The following is an 18,865-nucleotide window of genomic DNA, read 5'->3' as shown; positions in this document are numbered from 1 at the left end:
GCTTCCCCTCCGCACCTTTCGCCGATGTAAGCGACTCCTGCGCGGGAAACGAAACCTCCGGCTCCGGCACGCTGCCCGCACGGCCGGAACCCGGCCCGTCGGCCCGGGCGCCCCGCGGTCCTGGACGAACGGACCGTACGGCGCCGTCTTCGATGGGAGAAGGACATGATGGACAGGCGTAAAGCTCTGGCACTGCTGGGCGGAACCGCGATCGGTCTTCCCCTGGTCTCCGCGGGCGGTGCGCGGGCCGCCGGCCGGGTCGGCCGGGCCCTGACCCCCGTCGCCCGGCGGGACGTGGGACGCCTCCGCCGGCATCTCTCCTCGCTCCACGCGGCCGCGGTGGCCCATGGCGGCGACCGGGCCGCCGGCACGGCGGGGTACGACGCCTCGGCCAGGTATGTGGAGAAGGTGCTGCGGCGCACCGCGTTCCGGGTCGAGCGCCAGTACTTCACGTACGAGACGCTGGTGGAGGTCCGGAACGTCGTGGAGCAGGTCCCCGCCGGTTCGCGCGACATCCGCAGCGCCCCCGCCGTCGGGGTCTCCCTCTCCCCCGCCGGTGGTCACACGGGGGAACTCGTCGTGCCGGACGACGAGTACGGGGACGCGGAGAGCAGCTGGGAGGGCCGGGACGTCGCCGGCGGGATCGCGCTGCTCAAGCTGCGGCATCCGGGCGCTTCGCGGATGAGGCGCGAACGCACCGGCTGTCACGGCGACCGGGGGAAGGCGGAGCGGCTCGTGGTGGAGCGGCGCGCGGGGGAGCGGCTCGCGGAGGACTTCGAGGAGACGATCCGGCGGCAGCTCTCACTGGCGGGCGCCGCGGGCATCCTGGCGGTGGTCTACGACTCGGGGTTCCAGCTTGCCGTCGGCATCCAGCTCGGCGAGCCGTCCGACCGCGCGCTGATCCCGGCGACCTGCACGGTACTGGAGGATGCCGACCATCTGCGCCGGGAAATGTCCTCCGGCGCGGTCGAGCTGCATGTCGAGCTGGAGGTGGAGCGGCGGGAGATCGAGACGTTCAACCTGCTCGCCGGGATGCCGGGGAGCGATTCCACCCATATCTGCGGTGCGCATCTCGACAGCGTGCGCGGCGGGCCGGGGATGAGTGACAACGGGTCGGGCTCCGCCGTACTGCTCGAAACGGCGCTGAAGCAGGCCGCCGACCGGCGGACCCCGTGGAAATTCTGCTGGTGGGGTGGTGAGGAGGACGGCATGAAGGGTTCGTTCCACTTCGTGGACGGCATCCAGGAGTCCGCCGATTTCGATCGCCTGGAGGCGTATCTGAACCTGGACATGGTGGCCTCACCGAACTATGTCGTCTCGGTCTACGGGGACGACGGTCTGGAAAGGCTGTTCACCGATCATTTCCGGTCGGTGGGGCAGCCCTGGATCACCGGTCCGGTCGACACGTTCAGCGACCATCTTCCGTTTCGGGAGGCGGGCATCACGGTCGCCGGTGTCGACACGGTGGGCGGCGCGGTGCTGCGGCTCAAGACGGAGGAGGAGGCGGCTCTCTTCGGCGGCACGGCCGGGGCGCCGTACGACCCTCAGTACCACAAGGCCGGTGACGACCTCTCCAACATCAGCTGGGAGGCGATCGCCATCTGTGCGGAGGCCGGCGACGCCGCGTGCCGGACCGTCGCGGCACGGCCGGGGGCCAGGGGGTAGCCGTCGCGGCAGCCGTCCGGGCGCGGCGTCGCCGAGGGCTACGGGGTGTCCTCCGCGCAGGTGGGCGGCAGCAGCCCGCAGAGCGCGGCGCGCTGGGTGGGGTCCATGTCCTCGGCGAGTGCCTGGACGACGGCGGCGGCCAGGGCCGGGAACTCCTCGCCCAGGACGCGGTGCGCCTTCTCGGTGAGGGCGACCTCGATGCCGCGTTTGTCGCAGGAGACCGACCGGCGGGTGACCAGCCCGGCCCGCTGGAGGCAGGCGACCTGGTAGGTCAGCCGGGTCTTCGGGCGGCCCAGGAGTTCGGCGATCCGGGTCATCCGGAGGCTGGCCTCCGGCTGGTCCGCGAGCAGGCACACCACGAGGAACTCGTCGTGCGAGACCCCGAGGGCCTCCTTGACGTCCGAGCGCAGCCGCTGCTCGACCACGCCGGCCGCCGCCAGGAGGTGCATCCAGGCGCGCAGCTCGGGCGGCAGCAGCGCGTCCCCCCGGGACGCGGGGCACTCGGGTGCGGCTGGGTGGTCGGAGGGTTCCGGCATGGGGCCCATTCTATCGGTCGTCCAATTTTGGAGGAGTAGGTTGTTCATATTTGGATTACGAGCTACGGTGACGTTGTTCAAATTTGGATGACCCGTGCGTCCGATGACCCGTGACGTCCTTCGTCATGCCGTCCCCCGTAAGGAGCCCTCCCATGCCCGTCGCCGTCGAAACCGGCCTGTGGCGGCTCGACCAGGCCGCCTCCGTCGTCGCCGTACAGCAGAAGACGATGTGGGGCCTGGTCACCGTCAAGGGGACCTTCACCTCCGTGAGCGGCGAGGGCGAGGTCCGGGCCGGCGGCTCCGCCCAGGGCACGATCACGCTCGACGCCGCCTCCCTCGACACCAAGCACGCCAAGCGCGACCAGCACCTGCGCCAATCCGGCTTCTTCGACGCCGACAACCACCCCGCCCTCACCTTCGCCGTCCACGGCGCCGAGCTCCGTCCGGACGACACCGTCCGGGTGACCGGCGAACTCACCGTGCGCGGCGTCAGCCGGCCCCAGACGCTGACCGCGCGGGTCGTACGGGCGGACGCCGACGCGGTCACGCTGGAGACCGAGTTCGCCGTCGACCGCGCCCAGTTCGGCGTCGGGGGGAAGCAGATGGGGATGTTGCGCGGCCTGACGGCCGTCAACGCCACCCTCCGCTTCGCCCGCGCGGTAGCGTGACCGGCCCCGTACTCCTTTTATCCCCTCAGCCCCGCCGATGACGGAGACCACAGCAATGACGACCGACCGTGCCGACCTGACGATCAAGGCCCTGCGTACCGGGCACGACGAACTGGCATCCCTCGTGAGCGGCTTCACCGCGGACGACCTCACCCACGCCACCGGGGCCTCGGAGTGGGACGTGTCGCAGGTGCTGAGCCATCTCGGCAGCGGCTCCGAGATCAACCTCGCCATCCTCGAAAGCGCCCTGAACGGCACGGAGGGCCCCGACGGCGAGTTCAAGCGCTCCGTCTGGGCGCGCTGGGACGCGATGACGCCCGCCGAGCGGGCCGAGCGCTTCCTCGAAGCCGAGGAGGCACTGGTCCGGCGGTACGAGGGCCTGGACGCGCAGACCCGCGCGGACCTCCGTATCGACCTGGGCTTCCTGCCCGCGCCGGTCGACGTCGCCACCGCGGCCACCATGCGGCTCAGCGAGTTCACCCATCACGCGTGGGACGTCAGGGTCGGCTTCGACTCCACGGCGGTGCTGGCGCCCGAGGCGACCCGGCTGCTCCTCGACCAGACCGGCGCCCTCATCGGTTTCCTCGCCAAGCCGGCCGCTCTCGACGGCCGCCAGGTCGCGCTCGCCGTCCGTCTCACCTCCCCGGACAGCGCCTTCGGCCTCGAACTCGGCGACGCCGCCACGGTCGGCGACACTCCCGACCAGCCGGACGGTGTCCTCACCGCCCCGGCCGAGTGGTGGCTCCGCGCGGTCACCGGCCGCCACGCCCCCGACCACACCCCCGACGCGGTGGTGCTCACCGGCGACGCGATCACCCTGGACGATCTGCGGCGCGTCTTCCCCGGGTTCTGACGTCGGGCGGGCGGCGGGACTTCGGGCGGGCGGCGGGCTTCGGGAGAGCCCGCCTCCGGGCGGGCGGCGGGACTTCCGGCGGGCGGCGGACTTCGGGCCGAGATATTCGGCCCGGAAAACGTAAATGTCCTGTTACGGGGAAGTTTTGTCGCATGAACCACGACGCCCCCATGAAGCACGACGACGAACAGCGCGATCCACAGGGCCGATACGTCACGTTCCGGCTCCCCAGTCACCCCCGTAGCGTCGGCCGGGCCCGCGAAGTCCTGCACACGCGGATCGGGTTGCCCGGGGATCCGGGCGAGACCGCGGCCCTGCTCCTGTCCGAGCTGGTCACCAACGCGCTGCGGCACGGCAGTCCGCCGGGCCGGGAGATCGCCGTCACCCTCTACCACGCGGAGGGGCTGCTCCGGGTGGAGGTCGAGGACGCGGGGGACCGTCTGCCGAGGCCGCGCGTGCCGGGCGCGGACGACGAGTGCGGGCGGGGGCTCGCGCTGGTCGCGGCGCTGGCCGACGACTGGGGCGTGGCGCCGCGCAGGGGGCCCGGGAAGCGGGTCTGGGCGCTGCTGAAGGTGCCCGGCGGGGGTACGCGGGGCTTCGCGCCGGGAGTCACCTCGCGCGACCGGTGAGCCCGGTGGTGCCGGTGAGGCCCGTACGGCGCTGCGGGGAGGCGATGGCGCGGGCCGCCCGTACCTCGTGGCGCAGCGGGGCCAGTACGCCCTTCTCGTCGCCGCCGAGTTCCGCCCGTACCTCCACCAGGACGTCGCTGGAGCGCATACCGGCCGCCATTTCCCGCAACTGGCGTTCGATCGCGGCGGTCTCGGCGGGGGCGGGCGCCGGGGCGCCGTGGTCGACGCGGACCCGGGCGGCCGTCGTGGCGTCCACGACGCGTTCGACGGCGACGAGCAGCGGCCACCAGGCCCTGGCGCGCGTTCCGGTGGGCGGGGGCTCCGTCAGGGCGCGCTGGAACTCGGTGCGGACGACGGAGAGATCGCGGTAGATACGGCGGCGCGTGCGCACCCGTTCCGCACGGTCGGCGTCGGGCGCCGCGGCGAACGCGCACCGTACGTACTCCGCCGTCTCCTCGACCGCGTCCGCCAGCCGGTCCCCGATCCGGGTGTGCCAGCTCTCCGGCCAGAGCAGATAGCCCGCGATCAGGGCGATCGCGCACCCCATCATCGAGTCGACGAAGCGCGTGAGCAGCAGGCCCGACCCCTCGTGGCTGAGGAGGTCGGAGAGGAGCAGGATTACGGGGGTGACGGCCGCCGTCTGGAAGGCGTAGCCCTTCACCGTCATCGCGGGCACGAGCCCCGCGATGACCAGCATCACCGCCACGTCCCACCAGCCGCGCGCGACGTGGGAGAGGATCACCGCCGCGACGACCAGCCCCGCCACCGTGCCGAGGGCGCGCAGCACGGCGCGGGAGAAGACCGAACCGTAGTCCGGCTTGAGGATGAAGGTGACGGTGAGGGCCACCCAGTACGAACGCGGCACCGGGACGAGGGACACCAGCGCCTGGGAGAGCCCGATGCAGAGGGCGAGGCGCAGTCCGTACCGCCAGGAGTCCCCGGAGAACAGGACGTCACGGGTGGCGCGCCGGGCGCGGACGCGCAGGGCGGCGGGGCGGCCGAGCCGGTCGTCGACGTTGTCCGGGTCGGGCTCGGCGTGGTGCACGACGGACGTGGCGTGGCGGAGCGCGGCGTCCACGGCCCGTTCGGCCGAGGTGGCGCCGGGGCGCGTCGGGTCCGGCCGCGCGGGCTCCGGCGCGGAGCGCGCGCGGTCCGTACGGCCTTCGGCCACCGCGTCCGCCAGCTCCCGTACGGCGGCGGGCACCGCGTCCGGCAGCGGACGGCCGCGCTGATGGGCGGCGGGGGCGGCCTCCACCAGCGGGATGACGACGTTGAGCTGGGCGAGCAGCCGCACGAGCGGTTCCGAGCGGCCGTGCTCGCGGGCGCGGCGGGCGAGGACCAGGTCGTACGCGTTGTTGAGGGCGTCGGTGACGGCCTGACGCCTCGTGTCGTACGTGCCGTGCGTGCCGTGCGTGCCGTGCGTGCCGTGCGTGGTGTACGGAGCGCCGCCCGCGTGCTGCTGACGGCCCGCCACCGCGAGGAGGTCGGCCACGGCGCGGTACGTACCGGCGACGGCGGCCCGTTCCGGTTCCAGCCCGCGCAACGGCCAGGCCAGCAGCGACAGCAGAAGGACGAAGAGCCCGCCCAGGGTGAACAGGAGCGGCGCCACCCACCACGGCTCGGGCATCGCGAGACCGGCGCCCAGCACGGCGAAGAGGAGGAGCTGGAGCCCAGAGGACGAGGCGACCGCGCCGATGGAGGAGATCATTCCGGAGACGAGCGCGAGCAGTGTGAGAACGCCGACCGCCCACCAGCCCCGGCCGAAGACGAGCGTGCCGAGCGTGACACCGACGGCGCCGAAGAACTGCGGGACCGCGATGTTGAAGATACGCATCCGGTACGCGTCCGCGGTGTCGCCGATGACGCCGTACAGGGCGCCCAGCGAGGCCAGCGCCCCATAGGCGGGCCGGTCGGCGGCGATCCCCACCGCGAGCGGCGCGGCCATGCCGACGGAGGCGCGGGCGGCGGCGGCCCAGGGGACGGGCGCGGAGCTGGGCCGCAGGCCCGCGAGCAGCCACGGGGGTGCGGCGGGGCGGCGCGGCGAGGGCGGACCGGCGCCGGAGTCACCGCTCGGGACACTGCTCTCGGAATGTTCTCCCATGACGCCAGCGTGACGTACGAGAGGTGCGAGACGTACGAGACGTACGAGACCTACGAGGGTCAGTGCAGTTCGAGGGTGACGAGCAGCGACCGGTGGTCGGTGTCCGCCAGGTCGAGGAAGCGGGCGCTCCGTACCGAGAAGTCGTCGCTGACCAGTACGTGGTCGATCTGGGCGCCCAGCGGCCGCGGCACGTCCGAGGGCCAGGACGGGGTGTGGCCCGCGCCCGCCAGGAGCGCGCTGTCGCGCAGCCGGCCCGCGTCCAGGAGGGCGCGGAACACGGCGTGGTCGCGGGTGGCGTTGAAGTCCCCGGCGAGGATCAGCGGCGCGCCGGCCTCCTTCTGCGCGGTGGCGTAGGCACGGATACGGCCCAGTTCCGTGCGCCAGTCGCCGACCATGCCCGGGATCGGCGGCAGCGGGTGGGCGAGCTGGAGTTGGACCGTACGGTCCCCGATGCGCGCCGCGGAGCCGGGCATGGCGAGGGTGCCGGGGATGCCCGTGGTGTCGGTGAGCGGGAAGCGGGACAGGATCGAGGACCCTTCGGCGCCACTGGCCCTGACCATGTTCCGGTACGGGTAGTCGGCGGCCGGTATGCGCTCGTCGAGGAGGCGCGTACAGCCGAATTCGCACTCCTGGACGAATATGAGGTCGGGCTTCTCGCGCCGGATCGCCTCGGCCAGGCCGGCCGCCGCCTGCCCGAACTCGACGTTGGAGGTCAGCACCTTGAGCGTGGCGGGCGCGGTGCCGCCGGAGCCGGACACGGCGCCCGCCGCCCTGACTTCGGAGCCGGTGTCCGTTTCGTACGGTCGCAGGAACCATCCCACGGCGCCGATCACCACCAGCGCCCAGACCGCCCCGGCGCGCCAGCGCAGCAGTGCGGTGAGGAGCAGGGCGAGGGCGGCGGGGACGAGCAGCCAGGGCAGGAACGCGAGGAGTTGCGGTACGGGGGTGACGCCGTCGCTGCCGAGTGCGCGGCAGCCGAGGAGGACGGTGGCGGCGAGGAGGAACAGGCCGGTGGCGCCGACCAGCAGGCGCTGGAGGAGGGGACGGGCGACCGGCGGTGACGGTGCGTCCGGCGGTGACGGTGCGTCCGGCAGGGCCGGTGGGGCCGTACGGTCCTTACGGGGCGTGCCGTCCGGGTCGCTCGTATCGTTCGTGCCGCTCAAACTCAACGGGGTTGGCCTCTCGCGCTCGGCCTGCTGGAGATGCTGGGGGTATCCATCTTTCCTCAAGCCGTACGGACGCACGAAGCACACATGTGAATGCGGGAACAGCGATGACGACCGCTGCTCCCGCGAGATGGGTGGGGGGTTCTCTGTTCTGGCGTGCCGAACCGTCAGGTTCTGACGCCCGATCCGGCTCCGGTTCCGGCGTCGAGAGTGCCTCGGTCCGTGGCCAGCGCCCAGATGATGAACGCGGACAGTGCCATGCCGACGATGGCCCACACGGGCTGGTGCGGCAGATACATGAACTGCGAGATCAGATTCAGCGACGCAAGTCCTATACCCGCGTACCGCGCCCACCTGGCCCGTGCGAGGATCGCCAGACCCACGAGGCAGAGCACGATACCCAGTGCCACATGGATCCATCCCCACGACGTCAGGTTGAACGAGTAGGTGTAGCCGGCGCTGTTGAGGAAAGCGTTCCTCCTGACCGCCGCTATGCCCTGGAGAATGTCTGTCACTCCGACCACCAGCAGAAGTACGCCGGCGAAGAAGCTACCGCCAACTGCCCAAGCGGCCTTCCTTTCCGCATGGGCTCCGGTTCCGGTTCCTACGCCGGTGGTTCCCATGCCCATTCCAGTACCAGTACCTGTGCCTGTGCCCATGCCCGTGGTGGGGGGCCGCTGTGCTGTGTTCTGGCTCATATCCCCATGGTGCTCCAAACGGCACAAAAGGGACATTCGGTTGGGCGTTATCGGCATAAAGATTTAGTAAAGTCAGGCGCGGCGGGCATCGTGGTGGGCCTCGGGACGGGTAGTGCGCCAGGCGTCACGGGGGCCGCCGGGAGGGCCGTCGGGGCCCGTTGAAGGACCGCCGAAGGGGCCGGTGCCGGAGCCGGTGCCGGAGCCGTCGGCGGGGCCGGTGCCAGGGGCGGCGGTGGGGCCGTCGACGGGGCCGGTCCGTACGCCTCGGCGCAACCGTCCCGCCGGCCGCAGTCGCCCCGTCAGCCACGCCGCCAGGGCCAGCAGGAGCCCGGCGGCCAGCAGGGCCCAGCCGGTGACCCGGAGCGAGCCGGTCAGCGCGTCGTAGAACGCGGCGCCGGCCGACCGGTCGCCGTTGTCCGGCAGATCCTGCAGTACGGTCCCCCGCGTCACCGCGACGACCACGACCAGCAGTGCCCCGCCCGCCGCGACCGCCAGACCGACGCCCGTCAGCGCCCGGCCGCGACGGCCGGCCGCGGCGAGCGGTACGGCCGCCGCCGCGAGCAGCGCCGTGCCCACGGCGGGCCAGATCCCGGCGGCGCGCAGCCCCTCGGTGACATCGCGCCAGACGCCGAGCCCGTTGGCCTCCACGACGACGATCCGGGTGTCCTGCACGGGGATCCGGTCGGCGAAGGGCACACCGTCCGCGACCAGTTGGCTCTTCACCTGCCGGACGACAGGCGCCAGATCAAGGGTCACGGCGTTACCGCGCCCCTCGGTCAGGGCCCGTTCCACGGTGGAGTGGGTGGCGCGCACGGCCGTCCGCCACGCGTTCCTGAAGGCGCCCGACTCGGTGAAGGAGAGCACGGCGTCGTGCAGCAGGCCGCGCATCGCGCGTTGCAGGTCGTCCTGGAGCGGCCCCACATTGAACCCGCCGTTGGCGATCTCCGACATGACCTGGTCCGTGATCCGGTCCGCCAGGGCGTTCCGTACCGCGGGGTCGGAGGCGAGCGGCGCGGTCGTCGCGACGAAGCGGTGGGTGTCGCCGATCTCCAGATCGGCCCAGGCGGCGATCGCGCTGAGCGGGGTGAGGACCGTCAGCAGGAGGATCAGCGCCGTGGAGAGGGAGGTCCGTCGAATGGTCCGCACATCTCAAGGGAACGTGGCGCGGCCGGGCGGCGCGAGCGGTATGCCGCCGACCCGGTGAGAGCCCGGTGAGAGCCCGGTGAGAGGAGGAAAAGGAGCGAAGGGATACGGGAGGGGAGGAACGGGCTTGACGGGCGCGGCGGGCGGGTGTGCCCTGGAGAAGTGGGGGGTGCGGGGGGTGTGAGGGAAGGAGTTCCCGGTCATGGCCACACCTGTCCGGCTGCCGGGGCGGCACGGTGGCGCGCCGTTCCGCACGCGAGGGCCACACCGTACGCATGACACCACTGCCACCACCGCCGCACCCGACCGGCGCCGGCACGCGGGGACCGGCCGACGCGTCTCCCCGCTCGCCATCGGCGTACCGCTCCTCCTGGGCATCGCGTACGGCGCGTACGCGCAGGAGATCGCGCGCAGCGGCGGCCCCGCGACCTGGGGGCAGCTGGCCCTGGCGCTGATCTCGGGGGCGGCCTTCGCACTGCTGCTCTTCGGGCTGCTCAGGGTGGAGCACGTCCTGCCCCGCGAACTGCGGGCCGCGGCCTGGGGCGTGCTGGTGGGCGGATCCATCGGCTTCCTCTACAGCCTCACCGGGCACAGCGTGCTGCTGTCCTCGGGGATCGGCCTCGCGATCGGCACGGGGACGGTCATCGCCACGTTCTACAGCTTCTACACGCGAGAACCCTGAGGTCCGAGCGGTCGTGTCTCGCGCCTGAGTGGTGAGGGGTGGCTGAGGCGTTCGCGATTGTGCTCCGGGCGCCCCTGAAGCAGGCTGTCGAATGCGTGAGGGAACGGTAATGAGCACTGATCTGGCGATCGAGACCAGAGAGCTGGTGAAAGTCTTCGGCGCGAACCGGGCCGTCGACGGAGTCGATCTCGCCGTGCCGGCGGGCACGGTCTACGGGCTCCTCGGGCCGAACGGGGCGGGCAAGACGACCCTCGTCAGGATGCTGGCGACGCTGCTCCGGCCCGACGGGGGCGAGGCGCGGGTCTTCGGCAAGGACGTACGGAAGGACGCGGACGCGGTGCGCGGCCGGGTGAGTCTCACCGGTCAGTACGCGTCGGTCGACGAGGATCTGACGGGTACGGAGAACCTGGTGCTGCTCGGCCGGCTCCTCGGCCATTCCGGCCGGGCGGCGCGCGAGCGGGCGGCGCGGCTGCTGGCGGCGTTCGGTCTCGCGGAGGCGGCGGGGCGCCAGGTCAAGCACTACTCGGGCGGGATGCGGCGCCGTATCGACATCGCCGCGTCCCTCCTCAACACGCCGGACCTGCTCTTCCTGGACGAGCCGACGACCGGTCTCGACCCGCGTAGCCGCAATCAGGTGTGGGACATCGTGCGGGCCGTCGTCGCGCACGGCACGACGGTGCTGCTGACGACGCAGTATCTGGACGAGGCGGATCAGCTGGCCTCCCGTATCGCGGTGATCGACCGCGGCCGGATGATCGCCGAGGGCACGAAGGGCGAGCTGAAGGCGTCGGTCGGCGCCGGGGCGGTCCATCTGCGGCTGCGGGACGCCGGGCAGCGGACGGAGGCCGAGCGGGTGCTGGCGCGCGCGCTCGACACGGCCGTGCAGCTCGACCCCGACCCGGTGGCGCTGACGGCGACGGTCAACGGTCGCAGCACCGAGCGGGGCGCGGCGGAACAGGCCGCGCGGGCGCTGGCGGAGCTGGCCCGCGCCGGGATCACGGTCGACAACTTCGCGCTGGGCCAGCCGAGCCTGGACGAGGTGTTCCTCGCGCTCACCGAGAGCAAGCCGGCCGAAGACCAGGACAGCAGGCAGGCGGACAGGCAAGCGGACCGGCAGGACGACAGGCAGGACGACAGACAGGCGGACAGGGCGGACCCGGCGACGAAGGAAGAGGCGGTGGCATGAGTACCGGGGTCACCCAGACGCAACACGCGCCCGATGCCGTGGATCCCGCGCAGGCGTCCCCCACGGCGGAGGACCTGGCGGGGCTGCTGGTCGACCAGGACCGGCCGGCCCGGCCCAGCGGGCTCACCGCCTCGCTGGTCTTCGGCTGGCGCACCATGCTCAAGATCAAGCACGTGCCGGAGCAGCTCTTCGACGTCACGGCCTTCCCGATCATGATGGTGCTGCTGTACTCGTACCTCTTCGGCGGTGCGCTGGCCGGTTCCGTCGCGGAGTACATCCAGTTCCTGCTGCCGGGGATCCTGGTGATGAGCGTCGTGATGGTCACGATGTACACGGGCGTGGCGGTCAACACCGACATCGGGAAGGGCGTCTTCGACCGGTTCCGCACCCTCCCCATCTGGCGTCCGGCGCCGATGGTCGGCTATCTCCTCGGCGACATCGTCCGCTATGTGATCGCCTCGGCCGTCATGCTCGGCGTCGGCATCCTCATCGGTTACCGCCCCCAGGGCGGCGTGCCGGGGGTCGTGGCGGGTGTGGTGCTGCTGCTCGTCTTCGCGTTCTCGTTCTCGTGGGTCTGGACGATGTTCGGGCTGATGCTGCGCAGCGAGAAGTCCGTGATGGGCGTCAGCATGATGGTGATCTTCCCGCTGACCTTCCTGAGCAATGTCTTCGTCGATCCGAAGACCATGCCCGGCTGGCTCCAGGCGTTCGTCAACAACAGCCCGGTCAGCCATGTGGCCACAGCGGTAAGGGAACTGATGGCGGGCAACTGGCCGACGGCCGCCATCGCCTGGTCGCTGGGCTGGTCGGCGGTCCTGCTGGTCGCGTTCGGTACGGTCACGATGCGCTTCTACAACCGAAGATGACACCGCTCCCTTGACCTTCCTCCGCGGGGAAGCCCCAACCTCGGTGGGGCCGGGCACGGAGCCCGGCACGAGGGAGGAAGCATGGGCCCGGCGCCGGATCCCGGTTCGCTGACGATCGGTGCGTTCGCCCGTGTGTCCAGGCTGTCCGCGAAGGCACTGCGGCGCTACGACGAACTGGGGCTGCTGCGACCGGCCCGGGTCGACGCGTACACCGGCTACCGGTATTACGACGAGACCCAGTTGGACCGGGCCCGGCTGGTGGCGTGGCTGCGGCGGATCGGGATGCCGCTGGCGCGTATCCGGTACGTGTGCGACCTCCGTGAGACGGACTCGGACGCCGCCGCGCGGGACATCAGGGCGTACTGGATCCAGGTGGAGGCCGAGACGGCCGCCCGCCGGGACCTGGCGACCTTCCTCATCGGCCATCTGTCGGGGAATCCGGCAGGGAAGGACGTCACCGCCATGTCATCATCCGAGCTCTCTCCCCCTTCTTCGTCCCCTTCTTCTCCCGGCGCCAGGCTCGGCCTCCGGTACGCGGCGCGATCCGACCGGGGCCTGGTCCGGGAGACCAACCAGGACACGGCGTACGCCGGTGCGCGGCTGCTGGCGGTCGCGGACGGATACGGGCGCGAGGGCGCCCCGGCGTCCGAGGCCGTGGTCGAGGTGCTCAAGTCGCTGCCCGGGACGGGACCGGAGGCCCGGGACGGGGGCGACCTGCTGAGCACTCTCGCCGAGGCGGTGGAGGAGGCGAACCGCGCCGTCGACGGGTTCGCCGGCTCCGGCACGACGCTCACGGCGCTGCTGTGGACCGGCTCGCGGCTTGCGCTGGTCCATGTCGGGGACACCCGCGCTTATTTGCTGCGGGACGGTGAGTTCTTCCAGATCACCCATGACCACACCGTGGTGCAGTCGATGATCGACGCGGGCAGCCTCAGCCCCGAGGAAGCGGCTTCGCACCCTCAGCGGGCGATGCTGCTCAGGGCGCTCGACGGCAGCGAGGAAATGGCCCGGCCCGAACTGCGCGTCCATGACGTGCGCGCCGACGACCGGTATCTGCTCTGTTCGGACGGGCTGTTCACGGCGGTGGAGGCGGACGTGATCCGCGGTACGGTCGCCGCGGCCGCCGGACCCGAGCCGGCCGTGCGGGAGCTGATCGAGCTGGCCTGTCACGCGGGAGGGGCGGACAACATCGCGTGCGTGGTGGCGGACGTCGTACCGCTGTGAGTGCCTGGACCGGGGGCGGGGCGGGACCGGTCAGAGGTGCCAGGTGAGGGGTGGGGTGGCGGGGTCGGTGCGGTAGGCGCAGGTGGTGCCCGTGGACACCGACGCCCGCAGGTGGGCGGCGAGTTCGGGGTGGAGGGTGTCGAGCTTGCGCAGTGTGTCGCGGATCCGGGCGGTGACCGTCTTGCGGGCCCGCTCGGCCTCGTCGCCGAGACGCCGGGTCCGGCCGCCGAGGCCCGCCGCCCGGCGCAGCTCGTCCAGCAGGGCCCGCCGCTCCCGTTCGCCCTCGGCGGCGCGGTCCGTGTCCCCGCGTACGGAGGCCCCGTCGATCTCCTCGTCCAGCTCCGCCAGCCGGCGCTTGTAGGCGGCCTTGGCGGTCTCGTCCAGTACCGCGTCGCCGCCCAGCGCCCGGGCCGCGGCCACGACACGGCCGCCCTCGGGGGCGAGGAGTTCCCCGGCGGGCAGGTCGGTGCCCGGGTGGCCGAGGAGCGTGTGCAGGTCCCGTAGCCCCTTGGCGTCGGGCACATGGATCGCCCGCCCCGCGAAGGCCAGCGCCCACACCGTGCCGTCCCGCCGGAACTCGGCCCGGGGGGACGGGACTCGGGCGGCCGGGACCGGCGCGGGGGGTGGGGCGGGCGGCTCGGTGGACACGGGCGCCGGGGCGGGGGCGTCCGTGGCTGTCGGAGAGGAGAACCGGCTGCCGTCGCGGTCTCGCAGGGCCGCCGTCAGGGCCGTGGCCGCGCGCTGCGACCACGGGGTTGCTCCGAGCCGGTCCGCCGCGTCGCGGGCGGCCGTCAGCGACATCACCGCCTCGTCCGCGCGGCCGCTCGCGGCGGCCAGCACACCGAGCCAGAGATCGACGGGCCCGCTGATGTCGCAGCCGTACAGCGAGACCATCCACTGGCCCGCGTACGGCGCGAGCGCGGCCCGCGCGCGGTCGATCAGCGCCTCGTCGCCGGACGCGGCGGCCGTCTGGGCGCGGAAACGCAGCCACAGCGGGGCGAAGACACGCGGGAAAGGAGGGTCGGCGCCGGCCTCCGTCTCCCGCAGATACCGGACCGCGCTCGCCGTGTCGCCGCGCTCCAGCGCTGTGAGCGCCGCCGGTAGCCGTGGATACGGATGGCCCAGCCCGGCCAGCGCCCCGGCCACCGCGTCCGCCGCGTCGAAACGGCCCCGGAGCAGCTTGAGCGCCCAGTCCAGGTGCGCGCTGATGAACCCGTACGGCGCGTGGTCGCGCCACGGCTCCAGCGCCTCGGCCAGCAGCTCCTCCGCCTCGTCGAAGCGGCCCGCGAGGGACGCGGCCATCGAGAGGTCGATGGCCCTGCCGAGCTCGAAGCGGCGCTTGCCCGTCCGCTCGGCCAGCGTGACATACGCGCGCAGCTCCGCGTGGAAGCGCGGATCGCCCTGCTCCAGCAGCGTGACCCAGCGCATCGCCGTCGCGTGCACCTCCATGTCACGGTCGCCCGTGCGGCGGGCGATGGCGGCCATCTCGTCCGTGAGCACGAGCCGTTCGGCCGCCGTGCCCAGACCCCAGATCGTGTCGTGCCGCGCCCAGAGCGAGAAGGCGAGCGCGTCGTCGTCCTCGCCGCGGCGCGCCAACGCCGTGGACCGCACGGTCAGTTCCTGTGCGAGCTGCGCCGGGTCGAGCTGCCGCGGATCGGCCTCGCCGCCGATCAGGGTGCGGTGGGCCTCCCGGAGCAGCCGGGCGGTCTGCGCCTCGTGCCCGGGGACCCCGCCGCGCCGGTGCAGGGTGATCGCCACCCGGGCCAGCAGCGCGGCGTCCCGCAGCTCACGGGCCGGGAGCGCCGCCCGTTCGAAGTACCGCCAGGCTTCCTCCTCCTCGCCGTAGTTCCGCAACTCCCCGCCGAGGTCCAGCGCGATCAGCACGGCCCGGCGCGGATCGCCTGGCTCGCCCGGCTCGCTCTCCCCCCGGTCCGGCCCGTCCGCGTTCGCCCGCGCCCGCGCCGGTACCGGCTCCGGCTCCGGAACCGGCTCCGTACTCCCTTCCGCGCTCCCCTCGGCGATCCGCAACGCGCGCCGGTAGTGGCCGAGGGTCTCCTCGCCGGCCAGCCTGCTGGAGGCGTCCCGCGCCGCCGCCAGCAGCAGGTCCAGCCTGCGGTCACGCTCCAGCGCGGCGCCGGCCAGATAGGCGTGCCGGGCCAGCTCGGCGGGGAGCAGACGGGCGTTGAGGGCGGGGTCGGCGTCCAGGGCGCGGACGACCGCGGCGTGTCGGCGCCGTACGTCCGGCTCGGGGAGCGATTCGTACAGCGCCTCCCGTACGAGGTCGTGCGCGAAGGCGAACCGCCCCGACCGCGCGCCCACCACCACCCGGGCCGCCACCGCGCGCTCCAGCAGCCGGTCCACCCGCGGCAAGGGCTCCGCCGCGACGCCCGCCAGCACCCCGCGGTGGAACTCCCGGCCCAGCACGGCGGCCGAGGTCAGTAACGCGTACACCGGCGGCGGGAGTTGGGCGAGCCGGCTGCGGACCGCCTCGCGCACCCCGGGCGCCACCGCGGAGAGCGGGCTGCCGCTGCACCAGAGCCGGGCCGTCTGCTCGACGAAGAAGGGATTGCCGCCGGTCCGCAGGTGCACCTCGTCCATGACGGCCGCGTCCGGCTCCCGCCCGGCGGTGAGCGCGAGCAGCGCACCCACGTCGTCCCGGCCGAGCCCCGTCAGCGTCACCGTCGTCGTCGCGCGCGCGACCAGCGGGAGGATCAGCCGCTGGAGCGGATGGTCCGCCGCCTCCACCTCGACGTCCCGGTACGCCCCGACGAGGAGCAGCCGCTCGAACCAGGCGTGCTGCGCGGCGAATTCGAGGAGCTGGAGAGAGGCGCTGTCCGCCCGGTGCAGATCGTCCAGGACGACCACGACGGGGCGGTCCTGCGAGGCGGTGACCAGGGCCGTGGTCACCGCGTCGTACAGCGCGAAGGCGTCCTCCCGGTCCGGCGCGAAGGCGTCCTCCCGGCCTGGGTCCCGGCCCTGGTCCTGGTCTCCGTCTCCGTCCCCGTCCCGGTCCCCGACCCGGTCCTGGTCCCCGTCCCGGTCCGGCGCCGGGGGCCCGGCCGGGGACGGGGGCTCGCCCAGCAGCACCGCGAGCTGTCCGCCCGCCGCGCTCTCGATCTCCGCCCAGCGCTCCTCCCCGACCCCGCGCCGCAGCCCCCGCAGCACCTGCACCCACGGCCAGTAACCCGGCGCGCTGTCGGAGTCCCAGCACGAGCCGCCCACGACGAGCGCCCCGCGCCGCCGCGCCTCGTGCGCGGCCCGTGTGACGAGCGCGGTCTTGCCGATGCCCGCTTCCCCCGTGACCAGCGCGAGCCCCCCATGGCTGTCCGCCGTCCGGGCGATCTCCGCCCGGAGGACACCCATGGGGTGGTCACGCCCGATGAGAGCAGGGGTCATACCCAAACGATAGGAGGCCCCACTGACAACGGGCCCCCGTTCGCCGGTCGGGTCAGCGCGTCACGTTCGCGAGCAACTGCTCGAAGGGGACCACCTCGTCGTCGCTCTCGCCTCCCACGCCTCCTGCACCTCCCGTACCGCGAGGGCCTTCCGCGCGTGCCGTCCGTCCCTGGAGCAGCCGGCCGAACTCCCCGCCCGCCCGTTCGATCCGGGCCGGCAGCCCGCCCGCGTGGGTGTCGGCCCCCGCGCCCCAGTCGTCCGTCGCGGCGAACACGGCGGTCGGCAGGGTCAGCGCGTGGAGGTACGAGAACAGCGGCCGCATCGCGTGCTCCACCGCGAGCGAGTGGCGGGCGGTCCCGCCGGTGGCCGCGAGCAGCACGGGCGTCCCGGTGAGCGCGTCGGGTTCGACCAGGTCGAAGAACGACTTGAACAGCCCGCTGTACGAACCGGCGAACACCGGCGTCACCGCGATCACCCCGTCCGCGCCGCTCACCGCGGCCAGCGCCGCGCCGAGCGCGGCCGAAGGGAAGCCGGTGACCAGGTTGTTCGCGATGTCGACGGCCAGTTCGCGCACCTCGACGACCTGGATCTCGGCCTTGCGGTCCTCGGCGGCGAGTGCGCGCACCGACGCCTCCGCCAGCCGGTCGGCCAGCAGGCGCGTCGAGGACGGCTTGCCGAGACCGGCCGAGACGGCGACCAGCTTCAACGGCTCCGCGGTGACGGAGGCGAGCGGCGCGGTGGTCATCGTCAGACCTCCTTCTTCTCGTCCACGGCCTGGTCGTTCACGGTGACGTTCTTGTCGGTGACGGTCTTCTCCGGTGCGGAGACGGCCGGGTGCAGCGGTCCGTCCGGCACCCCGGCCGGTCGCAGGTTGGCGAACTCCTTGCGCAGGACGGGGACGACCTCCTCGCCGAGCAGGTCGAGCTGCTCCAGCACCGTCTTCAGCGGCAGTCCCGCGTGGTCCATCAGGAAGAGCTGGCGCTGGTAGTCGCCGAAGCTCTCCCGGAAGGACAGCGTCTTCTCGATGACCTCCTGCGGGCTGCCCACGGTGAGCGGGGTCTGCTCGGTGAACTCCTCCAGGGAGGGACCGTGCCCGTACACCGGCGCGTTGTCGAAGTACGGCCGGAACTCCCGTACCGCGTCCTGCGAGTTCTTCCGCATGAACACCTGGCCGCCCAGGCCGACGATCGCCTGCTCCGGGGTGCCGTGGCCGTAGTGCGCGTACCGCCTGCGGTAGAGGTTGATCAGCTTCTGGAAGTGCCCCTTGGGCCAGAAGATGTTGTTGGCGAAGAAGCCGTCCCCGTAGTAGGCGGCCTGCTCGGCGATCTCCGGCGACCTGATCGACCCGTGCCAGACGAACGGCGGGACCCCGTCCAGCGGCCGGGGCGTCGAGGTGAAGCCCTGGAGCGGCGTACGGAACTTGCCCTCCCAGTCCACGACGTCCTCGCGCCACAACTTGTGGAGCAGGGCGTACTTCTCGACGGCGAGCGGGATGCCCTGCCGGATGTCCTCCCCGAACCAGGGGTAGACCGGCCCGGTGTTCCCCCGCCCCATCATCAGGTCGACGCGACCGCCGGCCAGGTGCTGGAGCATCGCGAAGTCCTCCGCGATCTTCACCGGGTCGTTGGTGGTGATGAGGGTGGTGGAGGTGGAGAGGATCAGACGCTCGGTGGTGGCCGCGATGTAGCCGAGCAGGGTGGTGGGCGAGGAGGGCACGAACGGCGGGTTGTGGTGCTCACCCGTGGCGAACACGTCGAGCCCGACCTCCTCGGCCTTCCGCGCGATGGCGACCATGGCCTTGATCCGCTCGTGCTCGGTCGGCGTACGTCCGGTCGTCGGGTCGGTCGTGACATCGCCGACTGTGAAGATCCCGAACTGCATCGAGCTCACCTCTCGCCTCTCGCCTCTCGCCGCTACGTCCTTTGCGTCCTTGGCGGACTGTGGACCGGCTCGGTACTCCAACCCTTTGGTTGAAGATTCAACTTTTCTTTCCGAACCTTATAACGGCGAGGGGTGCGGAATCTATTCCGGATCCATTCCGGTTCCGCCGCC

General features: G+C 72.5%; 16 protein-coding genes. 8 read left to right on the top strand and 8 right to left on the bottom strand.

What is annotated here, in order from left to right:
- The first annotated feature begins 165 nt into the window (after positions 1-165).
- Complete coding sequence (locus tag ACFTZC_RS32385; protein ID WP_382895768.1) at positions 166-1,665, top strand: M28 family peptidase; 1,500 nt, start codon at positions 166-168, stop codon at positions 1,663-1,665.
- A gap of 38 nt (positions 1,666-1,703) precedes the next feature.
- Here the strand turns inward: ACFTZC_RS32385 and ACFTZC_RS32380 are convergent, their stop codons facing one another.
- Positions 1,704-2,201: a MarR family winged helix-turn-helix transcriptional regulator gene (locus ACFTZC_RS32380; protein WP_382895766.1), complete on the bottom strand. Its 498-nt coding sequence runs from the start codon at positions 2,199-2,201 to the stop codon at positions 1,704-1,706.
- A 152-nt stretch (positions 2,202-2,353) separates the two neighbouring features.
- Between ACFTZC_RS32380 and ACFTZC_RS32375 the strand changes: the two genes are divergently transcribed.
- The 3 genes from ACFTZC_RS32375 to ACFTZC_RS32365 all read left to right on the top strand — a co-directional run bounded on the left by ACFTZC_RS32375 (position 2,354) and on the right by ACFTZC_RS32365 (position 4,351).
- The gene (locus ACFTZC_RS32375) at positions 2,354-2,869 is read left to right on the top strand and encodes a YceI family protein (RefSeq protein WP_382895764.1); all 516 of its coding nucleotides are present in this window, start codon (positions 2,354-2,356) and stop codon (positions 2,867-2,869) included.
- Positions 2,870-2,924: 55 nt separating this feature from the next.
- Positions 2,925-3,722: a maleylpyruvate isomerase family mycothiol-dependent enzyme gene (locus tag ACFTZC_RS32370; protein ID WP_382895762.1), complete on the top strand. Its 798-nt coding sequence runs from the start codon at positions 2,925-2,927 to the stop codon at positions 3,720-3,722.
- A gap of 152 nt (positions 3,723-3,874) precedes the next feature.
- Positions 3,875-4,351, top strand: a complete 477-nt coding sequence (locus ACFTZC_RS32365) for an ATP-binding protein (protein ID WP_382895760.1) — start codon at positions 3,875-3,877, stop codon at positions 4,349-4,351.
- On the opposite strand, the gene ACFTZC_RS32360 is transcribed toward ACFTZC_RS32365, so the two are convergent.
- From ACFTZC_RS32360 to ACFTZC_RS32345, 4 genes are all read right to left on the bottom strand, one after another.
- Positions 4,332-6,452, bottom strand: coding sequence for an FUSC family protein (locus tag ACFTZC_RS32360; protein WP_382895758.1), 2,121 nt, complete (start codon positions 6,450-6,452; stop codon positions 4,332-4,334). The two genes, ACFTZC_RS32365 and ACFTZC_RS32360, sit on opposite strands and share 20 nt — an antisense overlap.
- Before the next feature lie 59 nt (positions 6,453-6,511).
- The gene (locus tag ACFTZC_RS32355) at positions 6,512-7,615 is read right to left on the bottom strand and encodes an endonuclease/exonuclease/phosphatase family protein (protein ID WP_382895756.1); all 1,104 of its coding nucleotides are present in this window, start codon (positions 7,613-7,615) and stop codon (positions 6,512-6,514) included.
- Between the two features lie 170 nt (positions 7,616-7,785).
- Entirely contained in the window at positions 7,786-8,316 is a 531-nt protein-coding gene (locus ACFTZC_RS32350) for a hypothetical protein (RefSeq protein WP_382895754.1), read from the bottom strand.
- 72 nt (positions 8,317-8,388) lie between these two features.
- Positions 8,389-9,462 carry a hypothetical protein gene (locus ACFTZC_RS32345; RefSeq protein ID WP_382895752.1) on the bottom strand — a complete coding sequence of 358 codons (1,074 nt, stop codon included), beginning with the start codon at positions 9,460-9,462 and terminating at the stop codon, positions 8,389-8,391.
- Between the two features lie 199 nt (positions 9,463-9,661).
- On the opposite strand from ACFTZC_RS32345, the gene ACFTZC_RS32340 reads away from it, so the two are divergent.
- The 4 genes from ACFTZC_RS32340 (at position 9,662) to ACFTZC_RS32325 (ending at position 13,417) form a co-directional block, all read left to right on the top strand.
- The gene (locus ACFTZC_RS32340; RefSeq protein ID WP_382895750.1) at positions 9,662-10,141 is read left to right on the top strand and encodes a hypothetical protein; all 480 of its coding nucleotides are present in this window, start codon (positions 9,662-9,664) and stop codon (positions 10,139-10,141) included.
- A 109-nt stretch (positions 10,142-10,250) separates the two neighbouring features.
- Positions 10,251-11,327: an ATP-binding cassette domain-containing protein gene (locus tag ACFTZC_RS32335; RefSeq protein ID WP_382895748.1), complete on the top strand. Its 1,077-nt coding sequence runs from the start codon at positions 10,251-10,253 to the stop codon at positions 11,325-11,327.
- Complete coding sequence (locus ACFTZC_RS32330) at positions 11,324-12,193, top strand: ABC transporter permease (protein ID WP_382895746.1); 870 nt, start codon at positions 11,324-11,326, stop codon at positions 12,191-12,193. Before ACFTZC_RS32335 ends, ACFTZC_RS32330 begins: the two co-directional genes overlap by 4 nt.
- Positions 12,194-12,274: 81 nt before the next feature.
- Complete coding sequence (locus tag ACFTZC_RS32325) at positions 12,275-13,417, top strand: MerR family transcriptional regulator (protein ID WP_382895744.1); 1,143 nt, start codon at positions 12,275-12,277, stop codon at positions 13,415-13,417.
- A gap of 30 nt (positions 13,418-13,447) precedes the next feature.
- Here ACFTZC_RS32325 and ACFTZC_RS32320 read toward each other — a convergent pair whose 3' ends face one another.
- The 3 genes from ACFTZC_RS32320 to ACFTZC_RS32310 are packed head-to-tail and all read right to left on the bottom strand — an operon-like array spanning position 13,448 to position 18,694.
- Positions 13,448-16,813 carry an ATP-binding protein gene (locus ACFTZC_RS32320; RefSeq protein WP_382895742.1) on the bottom strand — a complete coding sequence of 1,122 codons (3,366 nt, stop codon included), beginning with the start codon at positions 16,811-16,813 and terminating at the stop codon, positions 13,448-13,450.
- 52 nt (positions 16,814-16,865) lie between these two features.
- Complete coding sequence (locus ACFTZC_RS32315; RefSeq protein WP_382895740.1) at positions 16,866-17,558, bottom strand: FMN reductase; 693 nt, start codon at positions 17,556-17,558, stop codon at positions 16,866-16,868.
- A gap of 2 nt (positions 17,559-17,560) precedes the next feature.
- Positions 17,561-18,694, bottom strand: a complete 1,134-nt coding sequence (locus ACFTZC_RS32310; RefSeq protein ID WP_382895739.1) for an LLM class flavin-dependent oxidoreductase — start codon at positions 18,692-18,694, stop codon at positions 17,561-17,563.
- Positions 18,695-18,865 lie beyond the last annotated feature (171 nt).

Origin of the sequence: Streptomyces sp. NPDC056987, assembly GCF_042673865.1 — a bacterium.
GTDB lineage: Bacteria > Actinomycetota > Actinomycetes > Streptomycetales > Streptomycetaceae > Streptomyces.
The sequence above is the reverse complement of the archived record's forward strand: the minus strand, read 5'-3'. Positions and strand labels throughout refer to the sequence as shown.